The organism is Rhizobium sp. 18065 (genome assembly GCF_902706095.1).
Taxonomy (GTDB): Bacteria; Pseudomonadota; Alphaproteobacteria; order Rhizobiales; family Rhizobiaceae; genus Allorhizobium.
The window spans coordinates 586,324-612,348 of the sequence record NZ_CACSJP010000002.1 but is presented as its reverse complement, the minus strand read 5'-3'; the positions used below and the strand labels follow the sequence as shown (position 1 = coordinate 612,348).

Sequence of the window (26,025 nt, the reverse complement as noted above, 5' to 3'; positions counted from 1 at the left end):
TTGAACCTGAAGCCTTGGCTCCGTCGAGGGTTCCAATTGATCAATCAGCTTCAGGATCTCACACAATGGCATTTCTCGCCGACGCCCTTTCCCGTGTTAAGCCGTCCGCCACCATCGCCGTCTCGCAGAAAGCGCGCGAGCTGAAAGCGAAAGGCCGGGACGTGATCGGCCTTGGCGCCGGCGAGCCGGATTTCGATACGCCAGACAATATCAAGCAGGCTGCCATCGACGCGATCCAGCGCGGCGAGACCAAGTACACGCCGGTTTCGGGCATTCCGGAACTGCGCAAGGCAATTTCCGCCAAGTTCAAGCGCGAGAACGGTCTCGACTACACGGCCGAGCAGACGATCGTCGGTACCGGTGGAAAGCAGATTCTTTTCAACGCGTTCATGGCGACGGTCAATCCGGGTGATGAAGTCGTTATCCCAACGCCTTACTGGGTTTCCTATCCCGAAATGGTGTCGCTTTGCGGCGGGACACCGGTCTTCGTCGCGACCACCCAGGAAAACAATTTCAAGCTGACCGCTGCCGATCTCGAGAAGGCGATCACGCCGAAGACCAAGTGGTTCCTGTTCAATTCGCCGTCGAACCCGTCGGGTGCAGCCTACAGCCACGACGAGTTGAAGGCGCTGACCGACGTTCTGGTCAAGCATCCGCATGTCTGGGTGCTGACCGACGACATGTACGAGCACCTGACCTTCGGCGATTTCAAGTTCGTCACTCCGGTCGAAGTCGAGCCGTCGCTCTATGACCGCACGCTGACGATGAACGGCGTGTCGAAGTCCTATGCGATGACCGGCTGGCGCATCGGCTATGCAGCCGGTCCGCTTGCGCTGATCAAGGCGATGGACATGATCCAGGGCCAGCAGACGTCGGGCGCTTGCTCGATTGCCCAGTGGGCCGCTGTCGAGGCGCTGAACGGTCCGCAGGATTTCATTCCGGCGAACAAGAAGATCTTCGAAGGTCGCCGCGATCTCGTCGTGTCGATGCTGAACCAGGCGACCGGCATCGTATGCCCGAAGCCGGAAGGCGCCTTCTACGTCTACCCGTCCTGCGCTGGCCTGATCGGCAAGACCGCACCGTCGGGCAAGGTTATCGAGACGGACGAGGATTTCGTCACGGAGCTTCTGGAAACGGAAGGCGTGGCTGTGGTTCATGGCTCGGCCTTCGGTCTCGGCCCGAACTTCCGCATCTCCTACGCGACCTCGGAAGAGCTTCTCGAAGAGGCCTGCAACCGCATCCAGCGCTTCTGCGCTTCGTGCAAGTAAGCTGCGCTTCTTGTAAGTAGGCAACACGATCTGAAATGCGAAAAGGCGGGACCTCGCGGTCCCGCCTTTTTTGTTGAGTCGAACCGGGTGTTTAGGCCGTGTTCTTTACCCATGGGCCGAGGAAGGCGCTGTCGCCGAACAGCCGTTCGCGGTCGCGCCACAGGGCGGGCAGGGTGAGGAGTGCCAGTGCGACGGCAGTGATCATCGTCTTGGTCAGTTGCGACAGTTCCGGCGTGCGGCCATCGAGATAGTAGACCAGATAGACGATCAGCACATGCCAGACATAGATCTGCAGCGAGTGGCGTCCGAGCAGTTGCAGGATGTTCAGCGAGAACAGGCTGGTCAGGCCGTTGGCGATCTTGCGAATGGTGCCGTTCTCACTGCGCGGACCGGCAATCAACAGCCAGGCGAGGCCATAGGCCACAGCCGCGAAATTGAGCAGATAGACGGGACCAAAATCGGCGCGGACTTCCATCAGGCCGAATTTTTCCAGCACAACGCCCGGCATCAGACCATGAGCGGTCATGATGCGCAACGGCACGAAGAAGAGGCAGACGGCAAGGGCGGTCCAAGCGAGCGTGGTGCTGCGCGGATTGAAGACCTTCTGCCATTCGATCTGCTTCATCGAGGTCAGGCTGCCGGCAATGATGCCGGCGAAGAAAACGATCTGCCAGCCGAGCAGGTTGAAGCTGACCCGCAGGCCCTCCTTTTCGGGCGCTCCAGCCAGCCACTCGTTGAGCGGATAGGTGAGGGCGCGCTGCAGGCCGAGCTGGGCTGCCATCCAGATCAACAGCGAGCCGATGGCGACACCGAGCCACTGACCGCGCAGGCATAGCCAGATGACGATCGGCGCAAACAGCATGTAGACGATATATTGCGGCAGGATGTCCATGAAGGTCGGCTGGAACAGGAAGGAGATCACCGGCAGGAGGCTGCTCGGGTCGAAGAGCTTGGTCGGACCCAGCCAGTTTTGCCAAATTGCACCGGCGCCGGGCAGGATCAGTTGCAGTGCCAGGACAACCAGCATGATGGCCATGGCGTAGCGATAGAGTTCCAACGCACGCGACCAGATCCGGTCGCGCCCAACGGCATAGCCGTCTTTCATCATCTTGCGGGCATAGACCATGCCGGTCAGAAGACCGGACAGGAAGACGAAGCCCTGCGCATCCTCGACGAAGGCGAGATTGCGATGGTTGATTTCGACGAGCCAAAGGCCGCCTGTGAATACCAGATGGTTGACCAGCATAAAGACGAGGAAATAGCCCCGCATGCCGTCGATCACGTCCAATCTTTTCACGTTCGACTCCCGAGTTGGCCCCCCGGTAACCTGTGGGAGCGATGTGCATCCGCATCGTGTTGACAATGCGGCGGGTGGCCCAAAGCGGGCTGACCATCGCGGGAGGAACGGCAGTTTTGCACAAAGGTTCCGAAGGAATTTCGGTTTTCGTGTGCATTGCACAAAGGCTGGGGGAGCTCAGAGGCCGATGAAGGACAGCATGATGAAGGTCGTGAACAGGATGAAATGCGTCATGCCTTCAATGGCATTGGTCTCGCCGTCGTTGAGGTTGATGGCCGCTGCAATCAGGGTTATCGCCACCATCGTGGTCTGGACAGGGGTCATCGCCATCACGAAGGGTTGACCGGTGTAAAGAGCGATGCCCTCCATCACCGGGACCGTGAGGATGACCGTCGAAAGCGAGGCACCCATGGCAATGTTGACGGTGGCCTGCATGCGGTTGTTGAGGGCGGCGCGAAGAGCGGTGAGGATTTCGGGCGCGGCGGAAATTGCCGCGACGAGAATGGCGGTGAGGGCAACCGGCGCGCCGGTTCCTTCCAGTCCGGCATCTGCCAGAACCGACATGACTTCGGCCAGGCCGCCGATCAGAACGACGCCGAAGAGAATGACGGCAATGGAGACGGCGGTGGATTGTGGATGCGTTTGTGCATGGGATAGCCCGGGGGATGGCGCTTGGGAGGTTCCCTGGGAGGGGATGTCGCCTGCTGCGGACGTGCTTTTGTCGGCAGGCGGCTGCCGGGTCGGATAGCTATAGGAGAAGAAGTAGCTGTGGGTGCCAACCTGCATGCGCAGGAACAGTCCATACAGCGCGATCATCGCAAAGATCGTATAGAGGGAATAATACTGCCATTTGTCGCGCGGAATGAATTCGGGCACGATCATGGAAATTCCCATGGCAGTCAGGATCATCACGCCATAGGTCTTGCCTGAATCGTCGTTGTAGGGTTGCTCGCCGTGCTTGAGTCCGCCGATCAGGGCGGCAAGGCCGAGAATGCCGTTGATGTCGAGCATGACGGCCGAATAGATCGTGTCGCGCACAAGGGTCGGTGAGGCCTCGTTGTTCATCATGATCGCCAGGATGATCACCTCCACCGCGACTGCCGAGAGGGTCAGGATCATCGTGCCATAGGGGTCGCCAACCTTGTGGGCGAGGATTTCGGCGTGATGGGCCACGCGCATCGAGGCGATGACGATCGCGCCGATCAGGAGGGCGGCGCCAATAAGCGATGCTGCCTGGCCTGCCTCGAGGATCGCGTGTTCGACAAGATATGCGAGGACCGCCATGACAATCGGAATGAACAGGGATCGTTCCTGGCGGATCAGCGACATACTTGCATTCCTCATGGTTGTATTGCGGAACGGCGAAAGCATTCAGAGGTTCCCGCTCAAGCGGCTGTGACCGCATGACATTTGCGAAGCATCGTCTTTGATGGAATAATCGTCAAACCGTGAGAGGAGAAGGCCATGGTGAAGATTGTCTACGAGATCGTGCCGCATGATGGCGGCTGGGCCTATCGGCTGGGTACCGTCTATTCCGAATCGTTCGCGACACATGACCAGGCGCTGGAGGCCGTCCGGATCGTGGTGGCCGAGCAGCAGGTCGGCGACGAACCGGTGACGATCAGCTTTCAGGACGAAAGCGGTCGCTGGCTGGAGGAATACAGTGACGGTGGCGATCGCCCTGAAATCGAGGTCGTCGATGCCTATGTCCCCGAGGCACCTTCACAGCTGTGATGCCGATGGCGGCAGTCGTTTCGTGAATCCGATCAACCGGCTAGCGGGCCTTCTTCACGCTTGGGCCGTGTGTTGATGTTTGGAGCAAGAGGCGGTTCTTCACGTTCAGGATCAAGTCTTGACGTTGCTATCGCGAGACGGTGGATGCGAGGCCCTCGACCAGAGCGTCATAGGTCGCGCGGTAACGGGGCGTGGTCTTCAGGCTTTGATGCATGACGACGAAGGTTTCCAGGCCGATGCCCAATGCGCCGGGCAGAATTTCGACCAGATCCGGGTCCCGGGCTGCGATGGCCGTCTGGCACACGCCGATGCCCAGACCCGCGCGGATTGCTGCGAGTTGTACCAGATTGCTGTCGGCACGGACATTGAAGTGGATGTCGGCAATGTCAGGCCGCGCCTTGAGCAGGTCGCGGATATAAGCCAGCTGCTTGTCGAAGCCGATCAAGCGATGCGCAGCGAGTTCAGCGGTGTTCTGTGGCGTGCCATGGCGTTCCAGATAGTTGCGATGGGCATGAAAGCCAAGCGTGACGACACCGATGCGCCGGCTGACCAGTGCAGCTTGGACCGGACGTATCATGCGGATGGCGATATCTGCTTCCTGCTGTAGCAGATCCTCGACGGTATCGGATGCGGAGAGTTCAATGTCCAGATCCGGATGCCTTTCCAGAAGTTCGGACAGAATTCTCGGCAGCGTTTCAACGGTGATCACCTCTGCGGCGCTGATGCGCACTGTGCCACGAACATCAGCCATGTCACCCGAGGCGATGCGCGACAAGGACGATGACATGGCAGCCATTGTCTCGGCATGTCCGCGCATCGACAATGCCTTGTCGGTCGGCAGCAGGCCTTGCGGACCACGCAGGAAGAGCGCTGCGCCAAAGGCGTCCTCCAGCGCCTCGATATGCCGCCCAGCCGTCGGCTGGGTCAGGCCGAGACTGCGCGCGGCAGCCGACAAGGAGCCGGTCTGCAGCACGGCGAGGAAGGTGCGGTAATAGTCCCAACTGACGCGATCGGTTGTCATACATAAAAGTATAGCTGATCCACGAAAATAGACAATTATGAATGTCTGTTGTCGGTGTCATTGTTTGCTCAGTTCATTGAAGGAGCAAACATGACCTATTCCCCTCGTTTTCTAGAGCAACCGCTTGCACTGGTCCTCGGTGCCACTGGCGGCGTTGGCGGCGCGCTGGCTGAAGCCTTGGTGAGGCGGGGCTACCGTGTCCGCGCGATGCATCGGCGGCCGGAGGAACTTGCCAAGACCCATCCGGCCTATGAGTGGGTCAAGGGGGATGCGATGAATGCGGCGGATGTGCTGGTCGCCGCTCAGGGGGCGAGCGTCATCGTGCATGGCGTCAATCCGCCCGGGTACCGGAACTGGGGAGAACTGGTGCTGCCGATGATCGACAATACCATTGCCGCGGCGCGGGCGGTCGGCGCGCGGATATTGATGCCGGGTACGATCTATAATTTCGGTCCGGACAGCTTCCCGCTTTTGCGGGAAGACAGCCGTCAGGCTCCGGTGACCTCCAAGGGCAGGATCCGCGTCGAACTTGAGCGTAGGTTGGAAGCCGCGGCGAGCAAAGGCACGCAGGTCATTCTTGTTCGGGCGGGGGATTTCTTCGGGCCGAATGCGGGCAACAACTGGTTTGCGCAGGGACTGATCAAGCCAGGAAAACCGGTCCGCTTCGTGATCAACCCCGGGCGCCGGGGTGCCGGACATGCCTGGGCCTATCTGCCGGATGTGGCGGAGACCTTCATGCAGTTTCTGGAGCGAGCAGACAGCTTGCCGGCTTTCGCGCGCTACCACATGGATGGTTTCTTCGATGCGGATGGCATGCAGATGGCCGGAACGATCGGTCGTGTCGTCGGGTTGCGCAATATGCGTGTCTGGTCGTTTCCATGGGCTTTGGCCGGTTTGGCGCGGCCTTTCGTGCCCTTGCTCCGCGAGTTGCACGAGATGCGCTATCTTTGGCGCGAGACGATCCGTCTCGACAACACTCGGCTGAGGGCCATTCTGGGCGAAGAACCGCATACGCCGATCGATCTTGCCGTCATGGCGACCCTGACGAGCCTCGGCTGTCTTGGGGAGCCTTCGTCCCCGAGAGATTCGCGCTTCGACCTGCAGGCATCGGAGGCAGGAAGATGACAGCATCGGCAACGGTTGAAACGGGTCATTGGCGCACTGGTTTTGCGGCTTTGGCAATCCTGACCATCGTCGGCATCGGCGGGCAGTTCTATCTGGCTGGCATGGTAGTCTTCGGAGCCGGCGACGGCTGGGGTCTGCATGCCATGATGGGCGGGGTGCTGTCCCTGCCGATCTTGCTGATGCTGGGTCTGGCTTTTCTTGTCCCCGGTCTCGCGAACCTGCGGGGATCGGCGTGCGTGCTGGCGGGGCTCTATCTGGTGCAGGTCACTCTGGCTGCGCTTGGCTCGGGTATACCGTATATAGGCGCTCTGCATCCACTGAACGGCCTGGCGATGGACGGTGTCGCAATCGCTCTGGCAAAGGCAAGCCTCGGGAAGGCATGAAAAGCAGGGAGAAAACACAAAAGCCCCGGCGCGCGCCAGGGCTTCTGTCTTATGAGCTATATCAGGCGAGCGCCGGGTAGGTGGTGTAACCCTGCTCACCGCCGCCGTAGAATGTCGAGCTATCGACCTCGTTGAGCGGTGCTTCTTCCTTCAGGCGACGAACCAGATCGGGGTTTGCGATGAATGGCTTGCCGAAGGCGACGACGTCGGCATAGCCGCTTTCAACGGCTTCGATCGCCGTTTCGCGGTCATAGCCGTTGTTGACCATCCAGGCACCCTTGCCACCCTTTGCGCGGTAGGCTGCCTTGAGGGCTGCCCAGTCGAAGGGCAGGACGTCACGGGGACCTCCGGTCGCGCCTTCGACGACATGGATGAAGGCGAGGTCATGGGCGGCCAGCTTCTCGACCAGGGCCGTGTAGACAGCCGTCGGATCGGGATCGGATACGTCATTGGCCGGTGTGGTCGGCGAAATGCGGATGCCGGTGCGACCGCCGCCGATTTCCTGGGCTACGGCTTCAGCCACTTCCACAGTCAGGCGGATACGGTAGTCAATCGGGCCGCCATAGGCATCCGTGCGCTGGTTGCTGCTGGAGCGCATGAACTGCTCCAGCAGATAGCCGTTGGCAGCGTGGATCTCGACGCCGTCGAAGCCGGCATCGATCGCGGCACGGGCGGCCTTGCGATAGTCTTCGAGCAGGCCGGGAATCTCGTTCAGTTCCAGTGCGCGCGGTTCTGACGTTTCGGCAAAAGCGCCGGTGCCATCGGGGTTGAGGATGTAGGTCTTGGACTTCGCCTGGATCGCAGACGGAGCGACTGGCTTGCCACCATCCGGCTGAAGCGAGGTGTGGGAAATGCGGCCGACATGCCAGATCTGGGTGACGATCTTGCCACCGGCTTCATGCACCGCGCTGGTGACGCGTTTCCAGCCTTCGATGGCTTCCGGCAGATAGAGCCCCGGCACATCCGCGTAACCCTGACCCTGGTGGGTGATGGCCGTGCCTTCGGTGATGATCAGGCCGGCGCCGGCGCGCTGGCGATAGTATTCGACATTGAGATCGTTGGGAACGGCGCCCGGGGAACGGTTACGGGTCAGCGGTGCCATGGCAACGCGGTTCGCTAAGGCGATATCGCCCACGGTGGTCGATTGAAAAAGCTTGGACATGAAACCTCTCGGGAGTTTTCCAATGATGGGGAGGAAGGCGCATTGGAATTTCCCATTTGGGGTGTCAAAGCTTGCTGTTCAAGTCCTGGATAAATTCTGAAATGCTCTGCTCATTGCGCCGGTACAGGACGCGCTGTCCGACTCGTTTCGAGGCAATCAGGCCGGCTCGCTGGAGTGTCGCGAGGTGCGCGGAAACCGCTGATTGCGACAGGCCCGAGCGTTCGAATTGTCCTGCGCTGATGCCTTCCGAGGCTTCCTCTCGTGCGACGCCGAAATATTCGAGCGGATCCTTCAGCCAGATGAGCATTTCCAGTCGCGCCGGATGGGCCAGCGCTTTCATGACGTCTTCCAAAGAGATTTCTCCACCGTGTATGTTACGAAAGTCAAATAGGGGATTATTGACTATCGTCAAGTTTGTAGATTGCCAAAGGCGGGAGGTTGAACGCAAGCGGCAATGCCGCCAGACAGATCACTTAAAATTTTGGCAAAAAAAGAGGGCCACTGGAAAAATCCAGGGCCCTTTAAAGTGTGAAGGTCAAAAACCTCCAGAGGGGAACAGCTGCTGCGGTGGAACTGGGAGGAAAAAGCCACCATATGCATCAGCTGTGTGCGATATGGTGGTTTTTTGTGCAGTGAACAATGCTTTTTTATGCATGTCAGTCATGCGCCACGCGCAGGCCTTAACTTTTCAGCGTGAAAACGGCTGCATTGCTCGCTGATCAGAAGTTCCAGTTGCGCGCCTTGGCGACGATGAAGTCACGGAAAGCCTTGAGTTTTGCCGCGTTCTTGATTTCGTCCGGGTAGCAGAAATAGGTGTCGAAGGACGGAATGTCGGCGGGAATGGCCAACTGGACCAAACCCGGATCGCGGCCGACAATGTAGTCTGGCAGCATGGCGATACCGATGCCGAGAAGGCAGGCGCGCTTGATCGATGTCTGGCTGTTGATCTGAAGATGCGGCATGCGGGCATTGTCCGACGAGCGGCCGGCCGTTTCGAGCCAGTTGACATCGAGCAGGTAATTGGGCGCCGGCTCGCCGAAGGAAATGATCTTGTGGCTGTCCAGGTCCTCGATCGACTGCGGTTCGCCGTAGCGGTTTATATAGGATGGCGCTGCATAGACGTGCATGTGCACGGTGAAGAGCTTGCGCTGGATCAAGTCCGACTGCTGCGGCTGGCGCAGGCGAATGGCGCAGTCGGCATGGCGCATGTTGACGTCCAGTTCCTCGTTGTCGAGGATCAACTGGATCGACATTTCCGGATAGAGCTGCAGGAATTCCTGGACCTTGTCGGTCAGCCATCCCTGACCGAGACCGACGGTGGTGGTCACGCGCAGCTTGCCGCTCGGCTTTTCCGTCGTCTCCGTCAGTTGCATCTTGACGGTCTGCAGCTTGAGCAGAACGTCATGGGCGGTGCGATACAGCAATTCGCCCTGTTCGGTCAGGATGAGGCCACGGGCGTGGCGATGGAACAGCTTGACGCCGATATCCTGCTCCAGCGCCGAGACCTGGCGGCTGATCGCGGACTGCGACAGATGAAGCTTGTCGGCTGCGTGGGTGAATGACCCGGCTTCAGCAGCCGAGTGAAAAATGCGCAGCTTGTCCCAGTCCAGCGGCATGCCGCCCCCTCTCATCGCTTATTCCGCCGCTTGCTGGGCGAGAACAGGGACGGCGGAGAGGAAGCGCTCGGCCTCCAGTGCCGCCATGCAGCCCATGCCGGCGGCCGTGATCGCCTGCCGATAGATGTCGTCGGTCACATCGCCAGCGGCAAACACACCGGGGACATCGGTTGCAGTCGAATCCGGGGCGGTCCACAGATAGCCGTTCGACTTCAGCTTCAGCTTGTCCTTGAACAGTTCGACGGCCGGTGCGTGACCGATCGCGACAAAGACGCCGTCGATAGGCATTTCGGTGATCGCATCGGTCAGCGTGTCGCGCAGCTTGACGCCAGAGACCGATGGCGGCATTGGCGGCTTGGCAGGCGCGCCAGTGATTTCATCGACGGCGGTGTTCCACAGCACGCGGATATTATCCTTGGCGAAGAGCCTTTCCTGCAGGATCTTTTCGGAGCGGAACGAGTCGCGGCGATGCACGACCGTGACCGATTTGCAGATATGCGACAGATAAAGTGCTTCCTCGACGGCCGAATTGCCGCCGCCGACAACGATGACATCCTTGTTGCGGTAGAAGAAGCCGTCGCAGGTCGCGCAGGCGGACACGCCAAAACCCTGGAAATGCTGCTCGCTCTCGATGCCGAGCCATTTTGCCTTGGCACCGGTGCATATGATCAGGCTGTCGGCAGTCCAGACCTGGCCGCTGTCGGTCTTGATGGTGAACGGGCGGTGGCTGGTGTCGACTTCAGTGACCAGGTCGCTGACGATCTCGGTGCCGACATGGATCGCCTGGTTGAGCATCTGCTCCATCAGCCACGGACCCTGGATCGGATCGGCAAAGCCCGGATAGTTCTCCACATCCGTGGTGATCATCAGCTGACCGCCCTGTTCCATGCCGGCAATCAAAACCGGCTTCAGCATTGCACGGGCGGCATAGATCGCAGCGGTATAACCGGCGGGGCCGGAGCCGATGATCAGCACCTTGGTGTGGCGGGCAGACATGATGGATCCTTTCAAAACGACCAATAGAGAGCGGTGTCCGAGACGTGGAGTGCGCTCCCGCTTGTCGCTTCATTTATGAACGCTCCCCATGTTTATTCAAGGGGAGCTTTGCATTAGCAACAGGGCTTTCAGAGGGCGTGTAATATTTGTGCGCATTCCGGACAGATTATTGCGTATTCTGGCGTTTCCGCTAGATAACTGAGGCTGATTTGGGAAAGGCCCCGACTGTGTTGAAAGTGGAACTCGACGCCATCGATCTTCGAATCCTTCGGGAATTGCAGCGCGACGGCCGCATGACCAATGTCGAATTGTCCGAGCGGGTCGGCATCTCCGCGCCGCCATGCCTGCGCCGCGTGCGCAAGCTGGAAGAAGCAGGCGTGATCGAGGGCTATCATGCGATGGTGAGCGCAACCAAGCTCGGGTACGACCTTGTGGCTTTTTGCATGGTCGGCCTGAAGCACCAGTCCGAAGCCAATCTCAAGGCCTTTTCCGCCGCAACCGACGGCTGGCCGATCGTGCGTCAGGCGTGGATGGTCAATGGCGACAGCGACTTCCTGCTCCATTGTGTCGCCGCCAACCTGACCAAATTCCAGGATTTTGTCATCGAGGTTCTGACGGCGAACGAACATGTCGACACGGTTCGTACCATGCTGACGATCCGGCAGGTGAAGAAGCTCGGGCTGGTGGAAGTCTGAGGGGCTGAGGCTCTTTACGGTGGCGATGCGCGTCACGCCAGGATGTGATGGGCTCTAAGCGCCGTACCAGGCCTTGCGCAGCCAGTTGACGTCGCCGATGCGACGGTACCATTTCTGCCCTCCGCCATTCAGCGCCTCGCCCATTTTCGGGTTGCCGGCGAAGACGACGATCCGCGCGTCTTCAGGCAGCGACGGATTGCGCAGGAAGCTTGCGAAGTTCTGCGGCACGCAGTCATTCTTAAAGCTGACGCACCACTGGTGCGGCCAGTAGCGCAGCTTGCCGGCACGAAACATATGGTCGCTGAGGAACTGCTGTTCGTGTTCGTAATCGACTGCGGCCCGCGCCGGATCCGCCAGGTAATCTTCAAGCACGTCGGTGTGGGCACCGAATTCATAGCGGAAGACGGAACTGTTGCCGACCATCGCCAGGAATGCATCGCGCTTGCGGTTGAGCCAGCGGAAGGGCTTTGTGCGGAAAAGGTCGTCATCGCGGATGACCAGGAATTCGCCTGGTGCATCGAACAGGGCATCGAGGCTGCCGACGACGACGAGGTCAAGGTCGAGAAACAGCGTTGTCCCCGACAGGCCGGCAAGGTCCCTGGCGAATACCGACAGTTTTCTCCAGCGTGTGTCGGCTTCTCCATCGCGCATTTTCAAGGCGGGAAGGGGGGCTGTCTCGACGTCAGCATCCAATCCCGTCGTGTCATCGGTAAAACAGACAAACCGATGTGGGCGTTTCAGGTGCAGTTGCACGCCGCGGCATAGATTGTTGACGTATTCGGGGCCGTAAAGCGTGCCCCATTTCATGCAGATGACGTTTACCGGAGAGGCAGCGGGCACCGGAGAGGTGGCGGGAGCGGCGGAGCTGGGCGAATTCATGGGCGTGTCTTGTCGCTCTCAATTAGTGGCGTCTCTGACGGTCCGGCGGCGATTGCCGGCTCAGCCGTGCGCGCGTGAAAGTCTGTCGTAAATGCGCTGCAGGCCCTGCGCTTCGCCTTCGATGGAGAAGGTTGCATGGGCTCTTTCGATTGCGCGCCGACCGGCGGCGTGTCTGCGTTCTTCATCATCCATCAGGAGGCTGGTGGCCTTTGCCATCGCCGTCGTGCTGATGTCTGCCAGCACCAGGCCGGTTTCGGTTTCACCAACCGCGATCAGTTCGCGGAACGCGCCGACATCGGTCGCTATCACCGGGACTCCGGAGGCCATGGCCTCAAGAGGTGTCAGGCCGAATCCTTCCCAGCGCTGCGGCGCGATGAAGAGATCAAGGGCGCGGTACCAGTCGTTGATATTGGTATGTTCGCCGACAAACAGAATACGGTCCTGAAGGCCGGCCGTCCGGACCTTGTCTTTCAGGTCGCGCTCGAAATCCATATGCTTGGTGGTCGCACGGCCAGCGATCACCGCGACCCAGTCCGGCCGGGTTGGCAGAAGTTCGATCATCGAGTCGACGAAAAGGTCGGTGCCTTTCTGATGGCGCACCCGGCCGAAGCAGCCGACATGCTTTTGCTGCGGGCCAAGGCCAAGGGCCTGCTTGACTGCAGCCTTGTCGTCAGCCGGGCGGAAACGCTGCTCGTCAATGCCATGCATGACGACCGTGTTGGGGACGCTGAGGTAGCTCGCCGTCTTGGCACTTGTTGCCACGACGGCGTCCATGCGCGAGACGAGGAACTTGGTCCAACGGGAATGCTTACGCTGCGAGGCGGAGGTGAAGACGAGCTTTAGCGGCATCCGGAGAATGTCCCTGAGCACGAGGCCCGGCAGCATCTCGATGTTGCGGCGGGCATGCCAGACGCGGACTCTGCCGTCTTTCGGCTTCCGCCAGAGCTTCCACAGATCGGCAAATCGGAAATGTGGCAAATGCGCCGGCAAGCCAGGGCCGATCACCGCAACGCGGTGACCGAGCCTGTTTTGAACCGGTATAAGTTGGATGATCGTCGATGTGACGCCCGAAAGACGCTGCTTGAAGTTTGGCGCAATCACGTGGATCTCGGATGGATCCACGTAGGTTGTCGGTTCGGATGCCACATGCCTCTCCTGGGTGCTCAGCCCCACTGAACGGCGAGAATTTCGTAAGCCTTGGAGCCGCCAGGCGCCACGACTTCGATATTGTCGCCGACTTCCTTGCCGATCAGCGCACGGGCAATCGGCGAAGAGATCGATATGCGGCCGGCCTTCACGTCGGCTTCCTGGTCGCCGACGATCTGGTAGGTCTTTTCTTCCTCGGTATCCTCATCGATCAGCTTGACGGTGGCGCCGAACTTGATCTTGGAGCCGGACATCTTCGACAGGTCGATGACCTCGGCGCGGGCGACCAGGTCTTCCAGCTCGCCGACTCGACCTTCGTTGTGGCTCTGGGCTTCCTTGGCCGCGTGATATTCCGCGTTCTCGGAGAGATCGCCATGGGCGCGCGCTTCCGCGATTGCCTCGATGATGCGAGGACGCTCCTCCTGCTGGCGCCAGCGAAGCTCTTCGTTCAGCTTGACGAAGCCGTTCTGCGTCATCGGTACTTTATCTACCATTACCTCTTCCTTTGGTCTTTTTATCCGCGAACGCGGGCACAAAAGAAAACAGGTTCCGAAGCAAAGCTACGGAACCGTGTCACAAATCAAATTTGAACCAACTATAGCAGATTGCCTGACGCAAATTCCAGACATTTCGACAGGTGGGGTCCGGAGGGTGCGTTTCCGAAGATATGTCGCCCGCTAAGTCTATGCGATCAAAGTGTATATTCTGGTTTACTGGAATAATGATCGCGAGTTTTTGCTCTGTTGAAAACACAAATATTTCGGTTGAATGGATCTTGAAGCCTCAATTTAAAGCGGTGAAATTTGGCCGTTGTCGATGCCTTTCGTCGCTGATGACGCACCGGTCTCGACCCGCTCCGTCATAGAGGTGAGTTGACGCGCCGGTTGAGAACATATAGTGAACATACTTATGAAGAAATCTCTGAAAGAGCGTCTCGCGATTTTGTCGGATGCGGCGAAATACGATGCCTCATGCGCTTCCAGCGGCACGACGCGTCGCGATTCGTCGGTGAGCGGAGGGCTGGGATCAACGGAAGGTTCGGGTATCTGTCACGCCTATGCGCCGGACGGTCGGTGCATTTCGCTCTTGAAGATCCTGCTGACCAATTTCTGCATCTATGATTGCGCCTATTGCATCAACAGGTCATCGAGCAATGTCGAAAGGGCGCGTTTCACACCGGACGAAGTTGTCTGGCTGACGATCGAATTCTATCGCCGCAACTACATCGAAGGGCTGTTCCTGTCGTCCGGCATTATCCGGTCTTCGGACGACACGATGGCCGAGATGGTGCAGATTGCCCGCGACTTGCGCATCAAGCATGGCTTTCGCGGTTACATCCATCTGAAGACGATCCCGGAGGCTTCGGCGCGACTGGTCGAGGAGGCCGGGCTCTATGCCGACCGCTTGTCGATCAATGTCGAACTGCCGACAGATCAAGGCATGCAACACTATGCGCCGGAAAAGCGCCCGGCCGGGATTCGTCGCTCGATGGGTGACCTTCGTCTGAAGATCGAGGCTGCAGGCGAGGCGACCCATACCGGCCGGCGCAAACGGTTCGTACCGGCTGGCCAGAGCACGCAAATGATCGTCGGTGCCGACGGGGCAAACGATGCGACGATCCTGGGTTCCAGCGCCAGGCTCTACAGCAGTTATTCGCTCAAGCGGGTCTATTACTCGGCTTTCAGTCCAATCCCGGACAGTTCCCGTAATCTTCCCTTGATCAAGCCGCCACTGGTGCGTGAGCACCGCCTGTATCAGGCCGACTGGCTTTACCGGTTCTACGGCTTTTCGGTCGATGAGATCACATCGGCACGGGCCGACGGCATGCTCGACCTGGAGCTTGATCCGAAGCTCGCCTGGGCGCTCGCCAATCGCCAGGATTTCCCGGTCGACGTGAATACGGCCGATCGGGAGAGCCTGTTGCGCGTGCCGGGGTTTGGCACCAAGACGGTGAAAGCTTTGCTGGCGGCCCGCCGGCATCGCACGGTTCGGCTGGAGGATCTGGCGCGTCTTGGCGTCATCATCAAGAAGGTGCGGCCATTTATCATTGCCGAGGGATGGTCGCCGCACAGGACCCTGGAGCGTTCCGACCTGCGAGCGGTCTTCGCACCGGAGCCAGAGCAGTTGTCGTTGCTCTGATGCCGGTTGTGTCTCTGGACGGGCGTGGCGATCTCGAGGAATGGCGCGAAGCGGCACGATCTCTTCTGAGCGCGCATGTGCATCCGGATGACGTGCGGTGGATCATCTCAGGCGGGGCAGATGATCTGTTCGGCGGTGATGCCTGCGCCAACAATCAAGGCCAGTATGGTGAGAAGGCTCAGGCGCTCAGCGTGCCGCGCGCATTTATGGAGGCGGCGGATGCTGCGCTTTGTCATTGTGCGCCGGACCGTTTCGCCTTGCTTTACCGGATTTTGTGGCGGCTGCAGAGCGATCGGTGGCTGTTGGGGGATGCCGCCGATAGGGACATCGTGCATTTGAAGGCTTTGATCAAGAACGTACGCCGTGATGCACACAAGATGACGGCATTCGTACGGTTTCGCGAGGTTCCGGACCGGCGGGTGGAGGAACGCCGGTGCTTTGTCGCGTGGTTCGAGCCGGAGCATTTCATCGTGGCCCGGACCGCGCCGTTCTTTCAGAGGCGGTTCACCGACATGGACTGGGTGATCGCCACGCCTAAGGGCTCTGCGATCTGGGATGGCCGCAGCCTGGAGATCTCGGCGGAGCCTGCGGAAAGGCCGCAGGCCGAGGACGCAACCGATGACCTGTGGCGGACCTATTTCGCTAATATCTTCAATCCGGCGCGGCTGAAGGTCAAAGCCATGCAGGCTGAGATGCCGAAGAAATACTGGAAAAACATGCCGGAGGCCGATCTGATCCCCGGCCTGATTGCCGGTGCGGAGCAAAGGGTGGCGAAGATGGCGGCACGCGAAGCCAGCCAGCCACCGGCCTTCCATGACAGGCTGCAGGCGGCCTGGCAGGAGAGGACGGAGGACGAGGATGGCGAGCCGCAAGATGCACTTGCCGGCCTGAAGCGTGAAGCCGCATCGTGCGATCGCTGCCCGCTGCATTGTCATGCCACCCAGACGGTGTTCGGTGAGGGGCCGATCGGTGCTGCGCTGATGTTCGTCGGCGAGCAGCCTGGCGATCAGGAGGATCTGGCCGGCCGTGTCTTTGTCGGTCCTGCCGGCAAGGTGTTCGACCATGCGCTCATGTCAGCCGGCATCGTGCGCGAGCAGGCCTATGTGACCAATGCGGTCAAGCATTTCAAATACGAGATGCGCGGCAAGCGCCGTATCCATCAGCGGCCAAATGTCGGAGAAATCGAGCATTGCCGCTGGTGGCTGGCGGGTGAACTGGACATCGTCAAGCCGAAGCTGGTGGTCGCGATGGGCGGTAGCGCCTATTTTGCTCTGACTGGCGAACGCAAGGCGCTTGAGGATGTGCGCGGCCATCCTCTTGCGCTCGCCAATGAGCAGATCCTGTTCGTCACCGTGCATCCTTCCTACCTGCTGCGCATCCCTGAGGAGACGCGCAGGCAGCAAGAGATTGCGCGTTTTCAGTCCGACATGCTGGCGATACGAAAGGTGTTGCAGGCATGCTGATGCATCACGCTTTCCGTCAGTGTGCCTGAAGGGCCTTTTCGTCGAGATGGGCGGTGTCATAGACGCGCCTGGCGATCCCGGCGAGCACCAGAAGGGTGACGGCTGCGGCGGCGCAACAGATGGCAAAGCCGAGTGCGTAGCTTGCCCGTGCCTGAATGAGCCATTCGGGGTCGGGGCCACCGAGCGTTTGTGCTATCTCGACCGTGCTGGCCAACGATGACGAAACCGCAAGTGCGGTCGGGCCGTCAAGGCCGGAGAGATCGACGCCGGACATGGCCATGCGGTAGACGAATGTTCCCAGGCTACCCAGCACCGCAATGCCCAGAGCGCCACCAAACTCGGCACTTGTTTCGGAAATGGCCGAGGCGGAACCGGCGCGTTCGGGCGGCGCCGTGCCGACGATCAGACCGGTGGTCGTCAGGATGACCGGCACGAAGCCGAGGCCGATGATCATGCTGGAGAAAAGCACGCCGACAAGGCTCGAATGATAGGCGGCGATCGCCATGCAGGCACAGCCGAAGGCATTGACCACAAGGCCGAGCAAGACGGTGCGGATCGGTCCCAGACGGTTGGTGACGCGCCAAGCCTGAAAGGACATGACCGTGAAGACGAGGGAGGAGGGGATCGACCAGAGGGCGGCCTCCAGCGGCGTCAGGCCGATGACCAGCTGCAGGAAGAGGTTCTGAAAGAGGAAGATACCCAGGATGAAGAAGACCCCGGAAAGGTTGACCAGCAGAGAGGCCGTGAAGGCCGGGATCTTGAAAAGGGCGAGGTCAATCAGCGGATGGGCGAGGGTCTTCTGCCTGCGGATGAAAAGAAAGCCGACCAGTACGCCGCCGGAAATCGGCGCTAGCTGGTGCAGATCGAAGCCGTCGGCCGCCATTTTCTTGAAGCCATAGATGATCGGCAGCACGGTCAGAAGCGACAGGCCGACGCTGAGTAGATCGATGCCGGACGCCTGCTTGTCGCGATATTCCGGTAACAGGAAGGGTGCTGTGGTCAGGAGCAGGGCCATGATCGGAACGTTGATCAGGAAAACAGAACCCCAGTGGAAATATTCCAGAAGCACGCCGCCAATCAACGGGCCGACAAGGCCGCCCAGGGCGAAGGCGGTGCCCCAGATGCTGATGGCGCGGTTGCGCTCTGCCTCATCCTGGAAAAGGTTGACGACCAGCGACAGGGTCGAGGGTGCGATGGTGGCGCCGGCGATGCCGAGCAGGGCGCGGGCAACGATCAGCATGTCTGCGGTCTTGGCGAAGGCGGCAAAGGCCGAAGCCGCGGCGAAGAAGAAGGCGCCGATCAGCAGGACTTTCCGGCGGCCGATCCGGTCACCCAGCGTTCCCATCGTGACGAGGAAACCGGCGACCATGAAGCCATAGATGTCGTTGATCCAAAGAAGCTGGGTGGGCGAGGGATCGAGATCTGCGACGATCGCCGGCATGGCGAGAAAGAGCACCGACAGATCCATGGAATAGATCAGGCAGGCGATGGAAAGGATCAGAAGGCCGATCCATTCGCGGCGGGTGGCCTGATTTGGTGTCATGCTCCGCTCAACCATGGTTCTCTCCGTCGACTGGCGGAGATTTCCGCGAATTGACTGGATTGGCAAGTGCCAATCGCAGCCGGCTTGGGACGTGGTGGGCTATGCCTGCGTGTGTGATCCGCTCACATAGGCGTCCAGGCGGGCCAAAGTCTGCTTTCCGCCTTCCACGGCACCGAATTTGATCGTGGCATCGCGGGCTTCAGCGGTCGGGAAGGTCATGGTGATGGTGACGCGGGTGCGGTTGCCTTCGGCCTGCAGTGTGATCACGCCTTCGAAATGTGCCGGCTCACCGGTCTCTCCGCCATGCTCATAGGCTATGCGGGTCGGTGGGCTGATGTCCTGGTAACGGATCCAGTTCGGCCAATCCTTGCCGTCCGGTCCGTGCATGGTGTAGCGCCAGACGCCGCCGACGGAGAAATCCATTTCGTGGGTCTCGTTGCGGAAACCATCCGGTCCCCACCACTGGTCGAGATGACCGGCCTCGGTGAACATCTTGAAGACGAGATCGATCGGCGCGCCGACCAGTCGGTCGACCTGCAGCATTTTGGCGGGATCAGGTTGAACGTTCATGTCAGCGGTCTCCGGCGGTCTGCTCGAGTACGGTTTCCAGCCGGTCGAAATTCTGTTCGTTGGCGGCGGCGATGTATGTCTCAAGTGCGAGATTTTCCTCGGTCGCGTCGAACAGCATGCGCCACTGCAGGCGTGTGCCATCGCCTTCCGGCAAGAATGTCATGTCCATCGTGTAGACGTGCATCGGTTCGTGATGCAGGAAAGCGATGCGGCGGGCGGGGACGATCTCCCGGAAGGTTGAATGATTGTCGAAATCCGTGCCGTTGGACGCGGTCATTGTGATGCGCCAATTGCCGCCTTCGCGGAAATCGAATTCGTCGATCCTGTTGGTGAAATCATGCGGTCCCCACCAATGCTTGAGCTTTTCCGGGTCGGCAAAGGCATTGAACAGCGTGGACGGATCGACGCTAAACAGGCGATTGTTGAGGATTTCCATCTTCTCAGTCATTCTTGTCCTCCTGGTGATCGTGGTCTGCCTGAAGCGTGGCGAGATAGTCCTCCAGCCGGTCGAGGCGATGTTCCCAAAGCGTGCGATAATCGCCGAGCCAACCATCGACGGCCTTCAGGGGTTCCGGTTCAAGCCGGCACGGGCGCCACTGGGCGGTGCGCCCGCGTGAAATCAGCCGGGCGCGCTCCAGAACCTTCAGGTGCTTGGAGACTGCCGGCAGGCTGATGTCGAAGGGCGCTGCCAGTTCGTTGACCGTCGCCTCGCCCTTCGAAAGCCGCGCTAGAATCGCGCGACGAGTGGGATCCGCCAGGGCAAAAAGCGTATCTGAGAGGGGATCGTGCGACATTGATTAGCCAATCGGTTAATTAACTGAATGGATAAATAATCAACATTGTGACTTGTGTCAATGCTGCTGGATCGGGTCTTGTGATGGGGAAATATAGGCGGCGGCCTAAGCCGCATCCGCCAGCGCTGCTGCAGGCAGATTGGCGCGGGCATTGAGGATTTCCATCCCGACGATGCGTCCGTCGCGATCGTAGTCCAGTATTATGCCTTCGGAAACCTCTTCGGTTTCGAGCACAGGTTCGCTGGAAAAGCGGATGTAGGCAGCATCGGCTGCGGCATCATATTCGAGCTTTGGCTTCATTGCGGCATCCGTGCTTTTCGATCGAGGAACGCCGTGATGATACGGATTTCTTCTTCCGTTTCCAAGCAGATTACCCGCAATATCCTGTCTCCGCATTCCGGGATGCTGCGATATCTTCTTTCGGTCGGAAGACCTGAAGGGTCTGTTTCCTGCCAATCGGGGTCACGGACCGTCCGTTCTATCCATTGCCTGTCGAGTTGCCGCTCCGAGATCACCGTCTGCGCATGGCTGGTGAAATGGAGCGGTTTCGACATGGGCGCTCGCTCAGAAATAGCTCTGCAGCGGACGTACTTCCAGTTGGCCCTTCTTCAAGGCCCGGATCGCTTCGGCGGCAGCGAGCGCTCCAGCCATTGTCGTGTAGTAGGGCACCTTCTGCATCAGGGCAGCCCGGCGCAACGACTTCGAATCCGAGATCGCCTTGTTGCCATCGGTCGTGTTGATGACCAGCTGGACCTGGCGGTTGCGGATGGCATCCTCGATGTGTGGACGGCCCTCAAGCACCTTGTTGATCTTGATCGCCGGGATGTCGTTTTCGGCGAGGAAGCGCTGGGTGCCGCCGGTGGCCATGACCTTGAAGCCAATCTGGGTGAGGATCATGATGGCGGGCAGAACTCGGGCCTTGTCCTCGTCGCGCACGGACACGAAGACGGTTCCGTCGCGCGGCAGTTCGACGCTGGCGCCGAGCTGGCTCTTGGCGAAGGCGAGCGCGAAATCGGTGTCTAGGCCGATGACTTCGCCGGTCGAGCGCATTTCTGGCCCAAGCAACGTATCAACGCCGGGGAAACGGGCGAAGGGGAAGACAGCTTCCTTGACGGCGATATGCTTGAGGTTGCGCGGATCGGGCTTTTCGCCATAGGCGGCAATCGCCACGTCGAGCTTTTCGCCGGTCATGATGCGGGCGGCGATCTTGGCGATCGGGGCGCCGATGGTTTTCGCCACGAAGGGCACGGTGCGCGAGGCGCGGGGGTTCACTTCGAGCACGTAGATCACGTCGTCCTTGATGGCGTACTGGACGTTCATCAGGCCGCCGACATTGAGCGCCTTGGCCATGGCGGCCGTCTGGCGTTCCAGTTCGTCGAGGGTTTCCTTGGACAACGAGCGCGACGGCAGCGAGCAGGCGCTGTCGCCCGAATGGATGCCGGCTTCCTCGATATGCTCCATGATGCCCGAGACGAAGACGTTCTCGCCGTCGCAGAGCGCATCGACATCGACTTCGATGGCATTGGTCAGGTAGCTGTCGAACAGAAGCGGGTTCTTGCCGAGCAGCGTGTTGATCTGGCCGGTCTTGTCGTTCGGATAACGCTGCTTGATGTCTTCCGGAACGAGGCCCGGAACCGTGTCGAGCAGATAGCTCTGCAGCATGCTCTCATTGTGGATGATCTGCATGGCGCGGCCGCCGAGCACGTAAGATGGGCGCACGACCAGCGGGAAGCCGATCTCGGTTGCGACCAGACGAGCCTGCTCTACCGAATAGGCAATGCCATTGTTCGGCTGATTGAGGTCGAGCTTCATCAAAAGCTTCTGGAAGCGGTCGCGGTCTTCGGCAAGGTCGATCATGTCGGGCGCGGTGCCGAGGATCGGGATGCCGTTCTTTTCCAGCGCTTCGGCGAGCTTCAGCGGGGTCTGGCCGCCGAACTGGACGATGACGCCGACGACTTCGCCCTTTTCCTGCTCGGCGCGCAGGATCTCGATCACGTCTTCGGCCGTCAGCGGCTCGAAATAGAGGCGATCGGAGGTGTCGTAGTCGGTCGATACGGTTTCCGGGTTGCAGTTGATCATGATCGCTTCAAAGCCGGCATCCTTCAGGGCGAAGGCAGCGTGGCAGCAGCAATAGTCGAACTCGATGCCCTGGCCGATACGGTTCGGGCCGCCGCCGAGGATGACGACCTTCTTGCGGTCGGACACTTCCGCTTCCGAGCGCAGTTCGCCGACGAAAGGCGTCTCGTAGGTCGAGTACATATAGGCGGTCGGCGAGGCGAATTCGGCAGCGCAGGTGTCGATGCGCTTGAAGACCGGGCGGACGTTCAACGCGTTGCGCAGTTCGGCGACTTCCTTCGGGCGCTTGGCCGAGAGGCTGGCGAGACGGGCGTCGGAGAAGCCCATCGACTTCAGCGTGCGCAGGTTCTCGGCGTCTGTCGGCAGGCCATGTTCGCGGACGCGGGCTTCCATGTCGACGATCGCCTTGAACTGGGCGATGAACCAGGGATCGATCTTGGACCCGTCATGCACTTCCTTTTCGGTCATGCCGAAACGAAGCGCCTGGGCGACCATGCGCAGGCGGTCCGGCGTCGGCGTGCCGATGGCAGCGCGGATGGCGTTCTTGTCGTCGCCGCTGGTGCCATTGCCTTCGACGCCGGGGATCTCGATCTCGTCGAGACCGGTCAGGCCGGTTTCCATGCCGCGCAGCGCCTTCTGCAGCGATTCCGCGAATGTGCGGCCGATCGCCATGACCTCACCGACCGACTTCATCGCGGTGGTCAGGACCGGCGAGGCGCCCGGGAACTTTTCGAAGGCGAAACGCGGGATCTTGGTGACGACGTAGTCGATCGACGGTTCGAACGAGGCAGGTGTTGCGCCGCCGGTGATGTCGTTATCGAGTTCGTCGAGCGTGTAACCGACGGCGAGCTTAGCCGCGACCTTGGCGATCGGGAAGCCGGTTGCCTTCGATGCCAATGCCGAAGAGCGCGAGACACGCGGGTTCATTTCGATGACGACCAGGCGACCATCGGCCGGGTTGACGGCGAACTGCACGTTCGAGCCGCCGGTCTCAACGCCGATCTCGCGGAGAACCGCGATCGAGGCGTTGCGCATGATCTGGTATTCCTTGTCGGTCAGCGTCAAAGCCGGTGCAACCGTGATCGAGTCGCCGGTGTGCACGCCCATCGGGTCGATGTTTTCGATCGAGCAGATGATGATGCAGTTGTCCGCCTTGTCGCGGACGACTTCCATTTCATATTCCTTCCAGCCGAGAACCGATTCCTCGATCAGGACTTCGGTGGTCGGGGAGGCGTCGAGACCGGAATTGATGATCTCGTAGAATTCAGAGCGGTTGTAGGCAATGCCGCCGCCGGTGCCGCCCATGGTAAACGACGGGCGGATAATGGCGGGCAGGCCGACGACGTCCAGCGCCTGGGCGGCAATCGCCATGGCATGGCTCATGTAGCGCTGCTTGCGGTCTGTCTCGCCGAGATTCCACTGGTTTTCCAGTTCGTCGAGCGCCTTGTCGAGGTCCGCGCCGGAAAGCTTTGCCTTGAGTTCGGCGCGGGCCGCTTCATGGGTCTTGCGATCGGCGTCCTTGATTTCGGTGGCATTGGCCAGCATCGACTTCGGAGTTTCGAGGCCGATGCGGGTCATGGCTTCACGGAAAAGGGCGCGGTCTTCGGCCATGTCGATGGCAGCGGGCTTGGCGCCGATCATCTCGACATTGTAGCGGTCGAGCACGCCCATGCGCTTCAGCGAGAGCGCTGTATTCAGTGCCGTCTGGCCGCCCATGGTCGGCAGCAGCGCGTCAGGCCGCTCCTTGGCGATGATCTTGGCGACGACTTCCGGCGTGATCGGCTCGACATAGGTGGCATCAGCCAGGCCCGGATCGGTCATGATGGTCGCCGGATTGGAGTTGACCAGGATAACCCGGTAACCCTCTTCCTTCAGCGCCTTGACGGCCTGCGTGCCGGAATAGTCGAATTCGCATGCCTGGCCAATGACAATCGGCCCCGCGCCGATGATGAGGATGGACTTGATATCTTGGCGCTTGGGCATGGCTCTATCCGTTCTGTGACCTGCGCGAAAAACCGGCCAAGGTGATCAGGTCACCGGCCGGGCGCAGATAGATGGTCTTTTCAGGCTAGAAGCGGCTTATAGGGAAAGTTTTTGCCGAGCGGAACCCCATAAATGCAGGCTTCGCAGGAAAATTGGGGAGCGCTATTTTCGCCTGCGGTTCGGTCTTACAACGGTGGACTGTCACATAGGTTTCGTGGCCCGGAGATAGGGGAAGTTTCCTTTTCTGTAGGATGTCATCATGTCGATCGAAAAACTTGCTCCGCACCTCCATGCCTTTTCAGAATTTCATACGTCTAGCCCGATCCCGCATCTCGGCACGCGATACAATGCGGCAGGCAGATTTTTGCCAGAGCCTGGCAATACGGTGGTGTGCCATCTTCCTATCGGCTCCGAAACCGAAGCCGCAATTGTTGCCGCCCGCGACCGTTATCTCGGCATGCCGGAAGCCAGGAAACTGGCGTTTACGCCGTCATCGAGCCTGCACATGACGCTCTTCCAGGGCATCATCGAACATCGCCGCAGCCTGCCGTTCTGGCCGGACGATGTGCCGTTGCATACGCCGATCGAGGACATGACCGCGATCTTCCTCGATCGCCTGGTCGGGTTCGAGCCTTGCGGCCCGTTCGAGGTCGAGGTGATCAAGGCGACGCCGATCGGACTGACGCTGGATGGTGTAACGGGCGAAGATAGGCTCGCGTTGAAAGCGTGGCGCAATCGTCTCGCAGGCCTGCTTGGTTATCGCCACCCGGATCACGAGACCTACACGTTTCATATCACCTTTGCCTATCTGATGGAGCGGTTCGACGATCAAGCAATCCTGCGCTGGCAGCCTTTCCTTGAGGACATTGTCCTCGAGATAGCCGATCACGTGCCGGTCCTCGAACTCAATCCGCCGGCTTTCTGCAGTTTCGAGGACATGAACCATTTCGAGGAACTGCTTGTATTTACTCCGAAGACGCCCACGCCTTCCGTCTGACCGCCGCTAACTGCGGACCAATCCCCGGCACAACAAGCACCTTGACCTCGCCCGGTGCCGGCGGATGGGTGACGACGTGGGCGGCCTCTTCGAGCGAGATCTTCCGTGAGATCAGTTTGTCGATCTCGATTGCGCCGGATGCGACCAGATCGGCGGCGCGGCGATGGACGAAGGGATTGATGAAAGAGCCGAGGACGCGCAACTCGCGAAACAGGATGTCGAAGGGCTCTATCTCGACCTTTGCACCCTGCGGCATCACCCCGAGGATAACGACCGTGCCGCCGGACTTGGCCAGTCTGAAGGATTGTTGCACGGTCTGCGCAACGCCAGCGCATTCGATCACCACGTCGACACCGCCGGGCACCAGGCCATCCGGCCCGGCGATCTGGTCGATGATGTCGCCCGCTGTCGGGTCGACGCTTGCCGTGGCGCCTATGTCCTCGGCGAGTGCGCGACGCGACGCCTGACGGGTGGAAAGGATCACCGTGGTTGCGCCGGCGAGTTTCGCCAGTTGCACCGTCAGCAGGCCGATCACGCCGCCGCCGAGCACGACGACGGATGCGCCGGCTTTGATCCCGGCGATGTCGATGCCGTGCAGGCAGCAGGCGAGCGGCTCGCAGAAGGCGCCGTGCAGCGGGTCGAGGCCGGGCGGCAGGAGAAACGCCTGCTTTTGCGGAACCAGAACATAGTCGGCAAAGCCGCCGTCCCGGTGGATGCCGATGGCCTGCAGATTGCGGCAGAGATTGATGCGACCGGCGGTGCATTGTGGGCAGCGGCCGCAGGCGATGTTGGGATCGCCCGTGATGCGATCTCCGACGGAAAATCCGGTCACGGCCGTGCCCATGGCCTCGACGATGCCGCTGAACTCGTGGCCGAGCGTCACGGGCGGGGTGGAGGGAAATTCGCCATGGAAGAGATGCCGATCCGTGCCGCAGACGCCGCAGGCCTCGACACGGACCAGAAGGTCTTCCAGCCCGGGGTCCGGCCTGTCGATCTCGCGCACGAACAATTGGCCGACGGCCTCCAGTCGCATGGCTTTCATAGGTCACTCCTCCCAAAGTGATGCAGTCTGTCGACGCGATAGTGGCATGGGCATGGCTTGCGGGCCAGCCGGCATTGGCGCCGGTTGTCTCTGTGC

General features: G+C 60.2%; 26 protein-coding genes. 8 read left to right on the top strand and 18 right to left on the bottom strand.

Going from position 1 to position 26,025, the window contains the following annotated elements:
* Positions 1-65 precede the first annotated feature (65 nt).
* Complete coding sequence (locus tag GVK95_RS08695; RefSeq protein ID WP_159948569.1) at positions 66-1,268, top strand: pyridoxal phosphate-dependent aminotransferase; 1,203 nt, start codon at positions 66-68, stop codon at positions 1,266-1,268.
* Positions 1,269-1,359: 91 nt separating this feature from the next.
* Here GVK95_RS08695 and opgC read toward each other — a convergent pair whose 3' ends face one another.
* A complete protein-coding gene (opgC, locus tag GVK95_RS08690) occupies positions 1,360-2,565 on the bottom strand; it encodes an OpgC domain-containing protein (protein WP_159948567.1) in 1,206 nt (401 codons plus the stop codon).
* 177 nt (positions 2,566-2,742) lie between these two features.
* Complete coding sequence (locus GVK95_RS08685; RefSeq protein ID WP_159948565.1) at positions 2,743-3,894, bottom strand: calcium:proton antiporter; 1,152 nt, start codon at positions 3,892-3,894, stop codon at positions 2,743-2,745.
* A gap of 135 nt (positions 3,895-4,029) precedes the next feature.
* Between GVK95_RS08685 and GVK95_RS08680 the strand changes: the two genes are divergently transcribed.
* Positions 4,030-4,299 carry a DUF2188 domain-containing protein gene (locus GVK95_RS08680; RefSeq protein ID WP_007608432.1) on the top strand — a complete coding sequence of 90 codons (270 nt, stop codon included), beginning with the start codon at positions 4,030-4,032 and terminating at the stop codon, positions 4,297-4,299.
* Positions 4,300-4,426: 127 nt separating this feature from the next.
* Here GVK95_RS08680 and GVK95_RS08675 read toward each other — a convergent pair whose 3' ends face one another.
* On the bottom strand, positions 4,427-5,320 hold the full coding sequence (locus tag GVK95_RS08675; RefSeq protein WP_159948563.1) for a LysR family transcriptional regulator: 894 nt from the start codon (positions 5,318-5,320) through the stop codon (positions 4,427-4,429).
* A gap of 90 nt (positions 5,321-5,410) precedes the next feature.
* Here GVK95_RS08675 and GVK95_RS08670 point away from each other — a divergent pair, with 90 nt between their 5' ends.
* Complete coding sequence (locus GVK95_RS08670) at positions 5,411-6,445, top strand: NAD(P)H-binding protein (protein ID WP_159948561.1); 1,035 nt, start codon at positions 5,411-5,413, stop codon at positions 6,443-6,445.
* Positions 6,442-6,828, top strand: coding sequence for a DUF6220 domain-containing protein (locus tag GVK95_RS08665; RefSeq protein ID WP_159948559.1), 387 nt, complete (start codon positions 6,442-6,444; stop codon positions 6,826-6,828). The genes GVK95_RS08670 and GVK95_RS08665 overlap by 4 nt, the downstream gene beginning before the upstream one ends.
* Before the next feature lie 61 nt (positions 6,829-6,889).
* Here the strand turns inward: GVK95_RS08665 and GVK95_RS08660 are convergent, their stop codons facing one another.
* From GVK95_RS08660 to trxB, 4 genes are all read right to left on the bottom strand, one after another.
* Positions 6,890-7,990 carry an alkene reductase gene (locus tag GVK95_RS08660; protein WP_159948557.1) on the bottom strand — a complete coding sequence of 367 codons (1,101 nt, stop codon included), beginning with the start codon at positions 7,988-7,990 and terminating at the stop codon, positions 6,890-6,892.
* Between the two features lie 64 nt (positions 7,991-8,054).
* A complete protein-coding gene (locus GVK95_RS08655) occupies positions 8,055-8,348 on the bottom strand; it encodes an ArsR family transcriptional regulator (RefSeq protein ID WP_141649998.1) in 294 nt (97 codons plus the stop codon).
* 361 nt (positions 8,349-8,709) lie between these two features.
* Positions 8,710-9,606: a LysR family transcriptional regulator VtlR gene (locus tag GVK95_RS08650; protein WP_159948555.1), complete on the bottom strand. Its 897-nt coding sequence runs from the start codon at positions 9,604-9,606 to the stop codon at positions 8,710-8,712.
* Positions 9,607-9,624: 18 nt separating this feature from the next.
* Positions 9,625-10,602 (bottom strand): thioredoxin-disulfide reductase, encoded by a 978-nt coding sequence (trxB, locus tag GVK95_RS08645; protein WP_159948553.1) that lies wholly within the window; start codon positions 10,600-10,602, stop codon positions 9,625-9,627.
* Between the two features lie 227 nt (positions 10,603-10,829).
* On the opposite strand from trxB, the gene GVK95_RS08640 reads away from it, so the two are divergent.
* Complete coding sequence (locus GVK95_RS08640; RefSeq protein ID WP_159948551.1) at positions 10,830-11,297, top strand: Lrp/AsnC family transcriptional regulator; 468 nt, start codon at positions 10,830-10,832, stop codon at positions 11,295-11,297.
* A gap of 54 nt (positions 11,298-11,351) precedes the next feature.
* Here the strand turns inward: GVK95_RS08640 and GVK95_RS08635 are convergent, their stop codons facing one another.
* From GVK95_RS08635 to greA, 3 genes are read right to left on the bottom strand one after another with little or no spacing between them, the layout of a single operon-like run.
* Complete coding sequence (locus tag GVK95_RS08635) at positions 11,352-12,176, bottom strand: hypothetical protein (RefSeq protein WP_159948549.1); 825 nt, start codon at positions 12,174-12,176, stop codon at positions 11,352-11,354.
* A 60-nt stretch (positions 12,177-12,236) separates the two neighbouring features.
* Positions 12,237-13,322, bottom strand: coding sequence for a glycosyltransferase family 4 protein (locus GVK95_RS08630; protein WP_159948547.1), 1,086 nt, complete (start codon positions 13,320-13,322; stop codon positions 12,237-12,239).
* A gap of 17 nt (positions 13,323-13,339) precedes the next feature.
* The gene (gene greA, locus GVK95_RS08625) at positions 13,340-13,816 is read right to left on the bottom strand and encodes a transcription elongation factor GreA (protein ID WP_113141826.1); all 477 of its coding nucleotides are present in this window, start codon (positions 13,814-13,816) and stop codon (positions 13,340-13,342) included.
* A gap of 415 nt (positions 13,817-14,231) precedes the next feature.
* Between greA and GVK95_RS08620 the strand changes: the two genes are divergently transcribed.
* Both GVK95_RS08620 and GVK95_RS08615 read left to right on the top strand, forming a co-directional pair.
* Positions 14,232-15,461 (top strand): putative DNA modification/repair radical SAM protein, encoded by a 1,230-nt coding sequence (locus GVK95_RS08620; RefSeq protein WP_159948545.1) that lies wholly within the window; start codon positions 14,232-14,234, stop codon positions 15,459-15,461.
* Positions 15,461-16,924: a UdgX family uracil-DNA binding protein gene (locus GVK95_RS08615; RefSeq protein ID WP_159948543.1), complete on the top strand. Its 1,464-nt coding sequence runs from the start codon at positions 15,461-15,463 to the stop codon at positions 16,922-16,924. The genes GVK95_RS08620 and GVK95_RS08615 overlap by 1 nt, the downstream gene beginning before the upstream one ends.
* A gap of 16 nt (positions 16,925-16,940) precedes the next feature.
* Here the strand turns inward: GVK95_RS08615 and GVK95_RS08610 are convergent, their stop codons facing one another.
* The 7 genes from GVK95_RS08610 to carB form a co-directional block, all read right to left on the bottom strand.
* Positions 16,941-18,467 (bottom strand): MFS transporter, encoded by a 1,527-nt coding sequence (locus tag GVK95_RS08610; protein WP_244618696.1) that lies wholly within the window; start codon positions 18,465-18,467, stop codon positions 16,941-16,943.
* Positions 18,468-18,566: 99 nt separating this feature from the next.
* The gene (locus GVK95_RS08605) at positions 18,567-19,037 is read right to left on the bottom strand and encodes an SRPBCC family protein (protein ID WP_159948539.1); all 471 of its coding nucleotides are present in this window, start codon (positions 19,035-19,037) and stop codon (positions 18,567-18,569) included.
* 1 nt (position 19,038) lies between these two features.
* Positions 19,039-19,485, bottom strand: coding sequence for an SRPBCC domain-containing protein (locus GVK95_RS08600; RefSeq protein ID WP_159948537.1), 447 nt, complete (start codon positions 19,483-19,485; stop codon positions 19,039-19,041).
* On the bottom strand, positions 19,478-19,831 hold the full coding sequence (locus GVK95_RS08595; protein ID WP_159948535.1) for a metalloregulator ArsR/SmtB family transcription factor: 354 nt from the start codon (positions 19,829-19,831) through the stop codon (positions 19,478-19,480). The genes GVK95_RS08600 and GVK95_RS08595 overlap by 8 nt, the downstream gene beginning before the upstream one ends.
* Positions 19,832-19,936: 105 nt before the next feature.
* A complete protein-coding gene (locus GVK95_RS08590; RefSeq protein WP_159948533.1) occupies positions 19,937-20,131 on the bottom strand; it encodes a DUF2283 domain-containing protein in 195 nt (64 codons plus the stop codon).
* Positions 20,128-20,385, bottom strand: a complete 258-nt coding sequence (locus GVK95_RS08585) for a DUF4258 domain-containing protein (RefSeq protein WP_159948531.1) — start codon at positions 20,383-20,385, stop codon at positions 20,128-20,130. Before GVK95_RS08585 ends, GVK95_RS08590 begins: the two co-directional genes overlap by 4 nt.
* Positions 20,386-20,395: 10 nt before the next feature.
* Entirely contained in the window at positions 20,396-23,890 is a 3,495-nt protein-coding gene (carB, locus tag GVK95_RS08580) for a carbamoyl-phosphate synthase large subunit (RefSeq protein ID WP_159948529.1), read from the bottom strand.
* Between the two features lie 259 nt (positions 23,891-24,149).
* Between carB and GVK95_RS08575 the strand changes: the two genes are divergently transcribed.
* On the top strand, positions 24,150-24,887 hold the full coding sequence (locus GVK95_RS08575) for a DUF1868 domain-containing protein (RefSeq protein ID WP_159948527.1): 738 nt from the start codon (positions 24,150-24,152) through the stop codon (positions 24,885-24,887).
* On the opposite strand, the gene GVK95_RS08570 is transcribed toward GVK95_RS08575, so the two are convergent.
* The gene (locus GVK95_RS08570) at positions 24,856-25,929 is read right to left on the bottom strand and encodes a zinc-dependent alcohol dehydrogenase family protein (protein ID WP_159948526.1); all 1,074 of its coding nucleotides are present in this window, start codon (positions 25,927-25,929) and stop codon (positions 24,856-24,858) included. The two genes, GVK95_RS08575 and GVK95_RS08570, sit on opposite strands and share 32 nt — an antisense overlap.
* Positions 25,930-26,025: the final 96 nt, after the last annotated feature.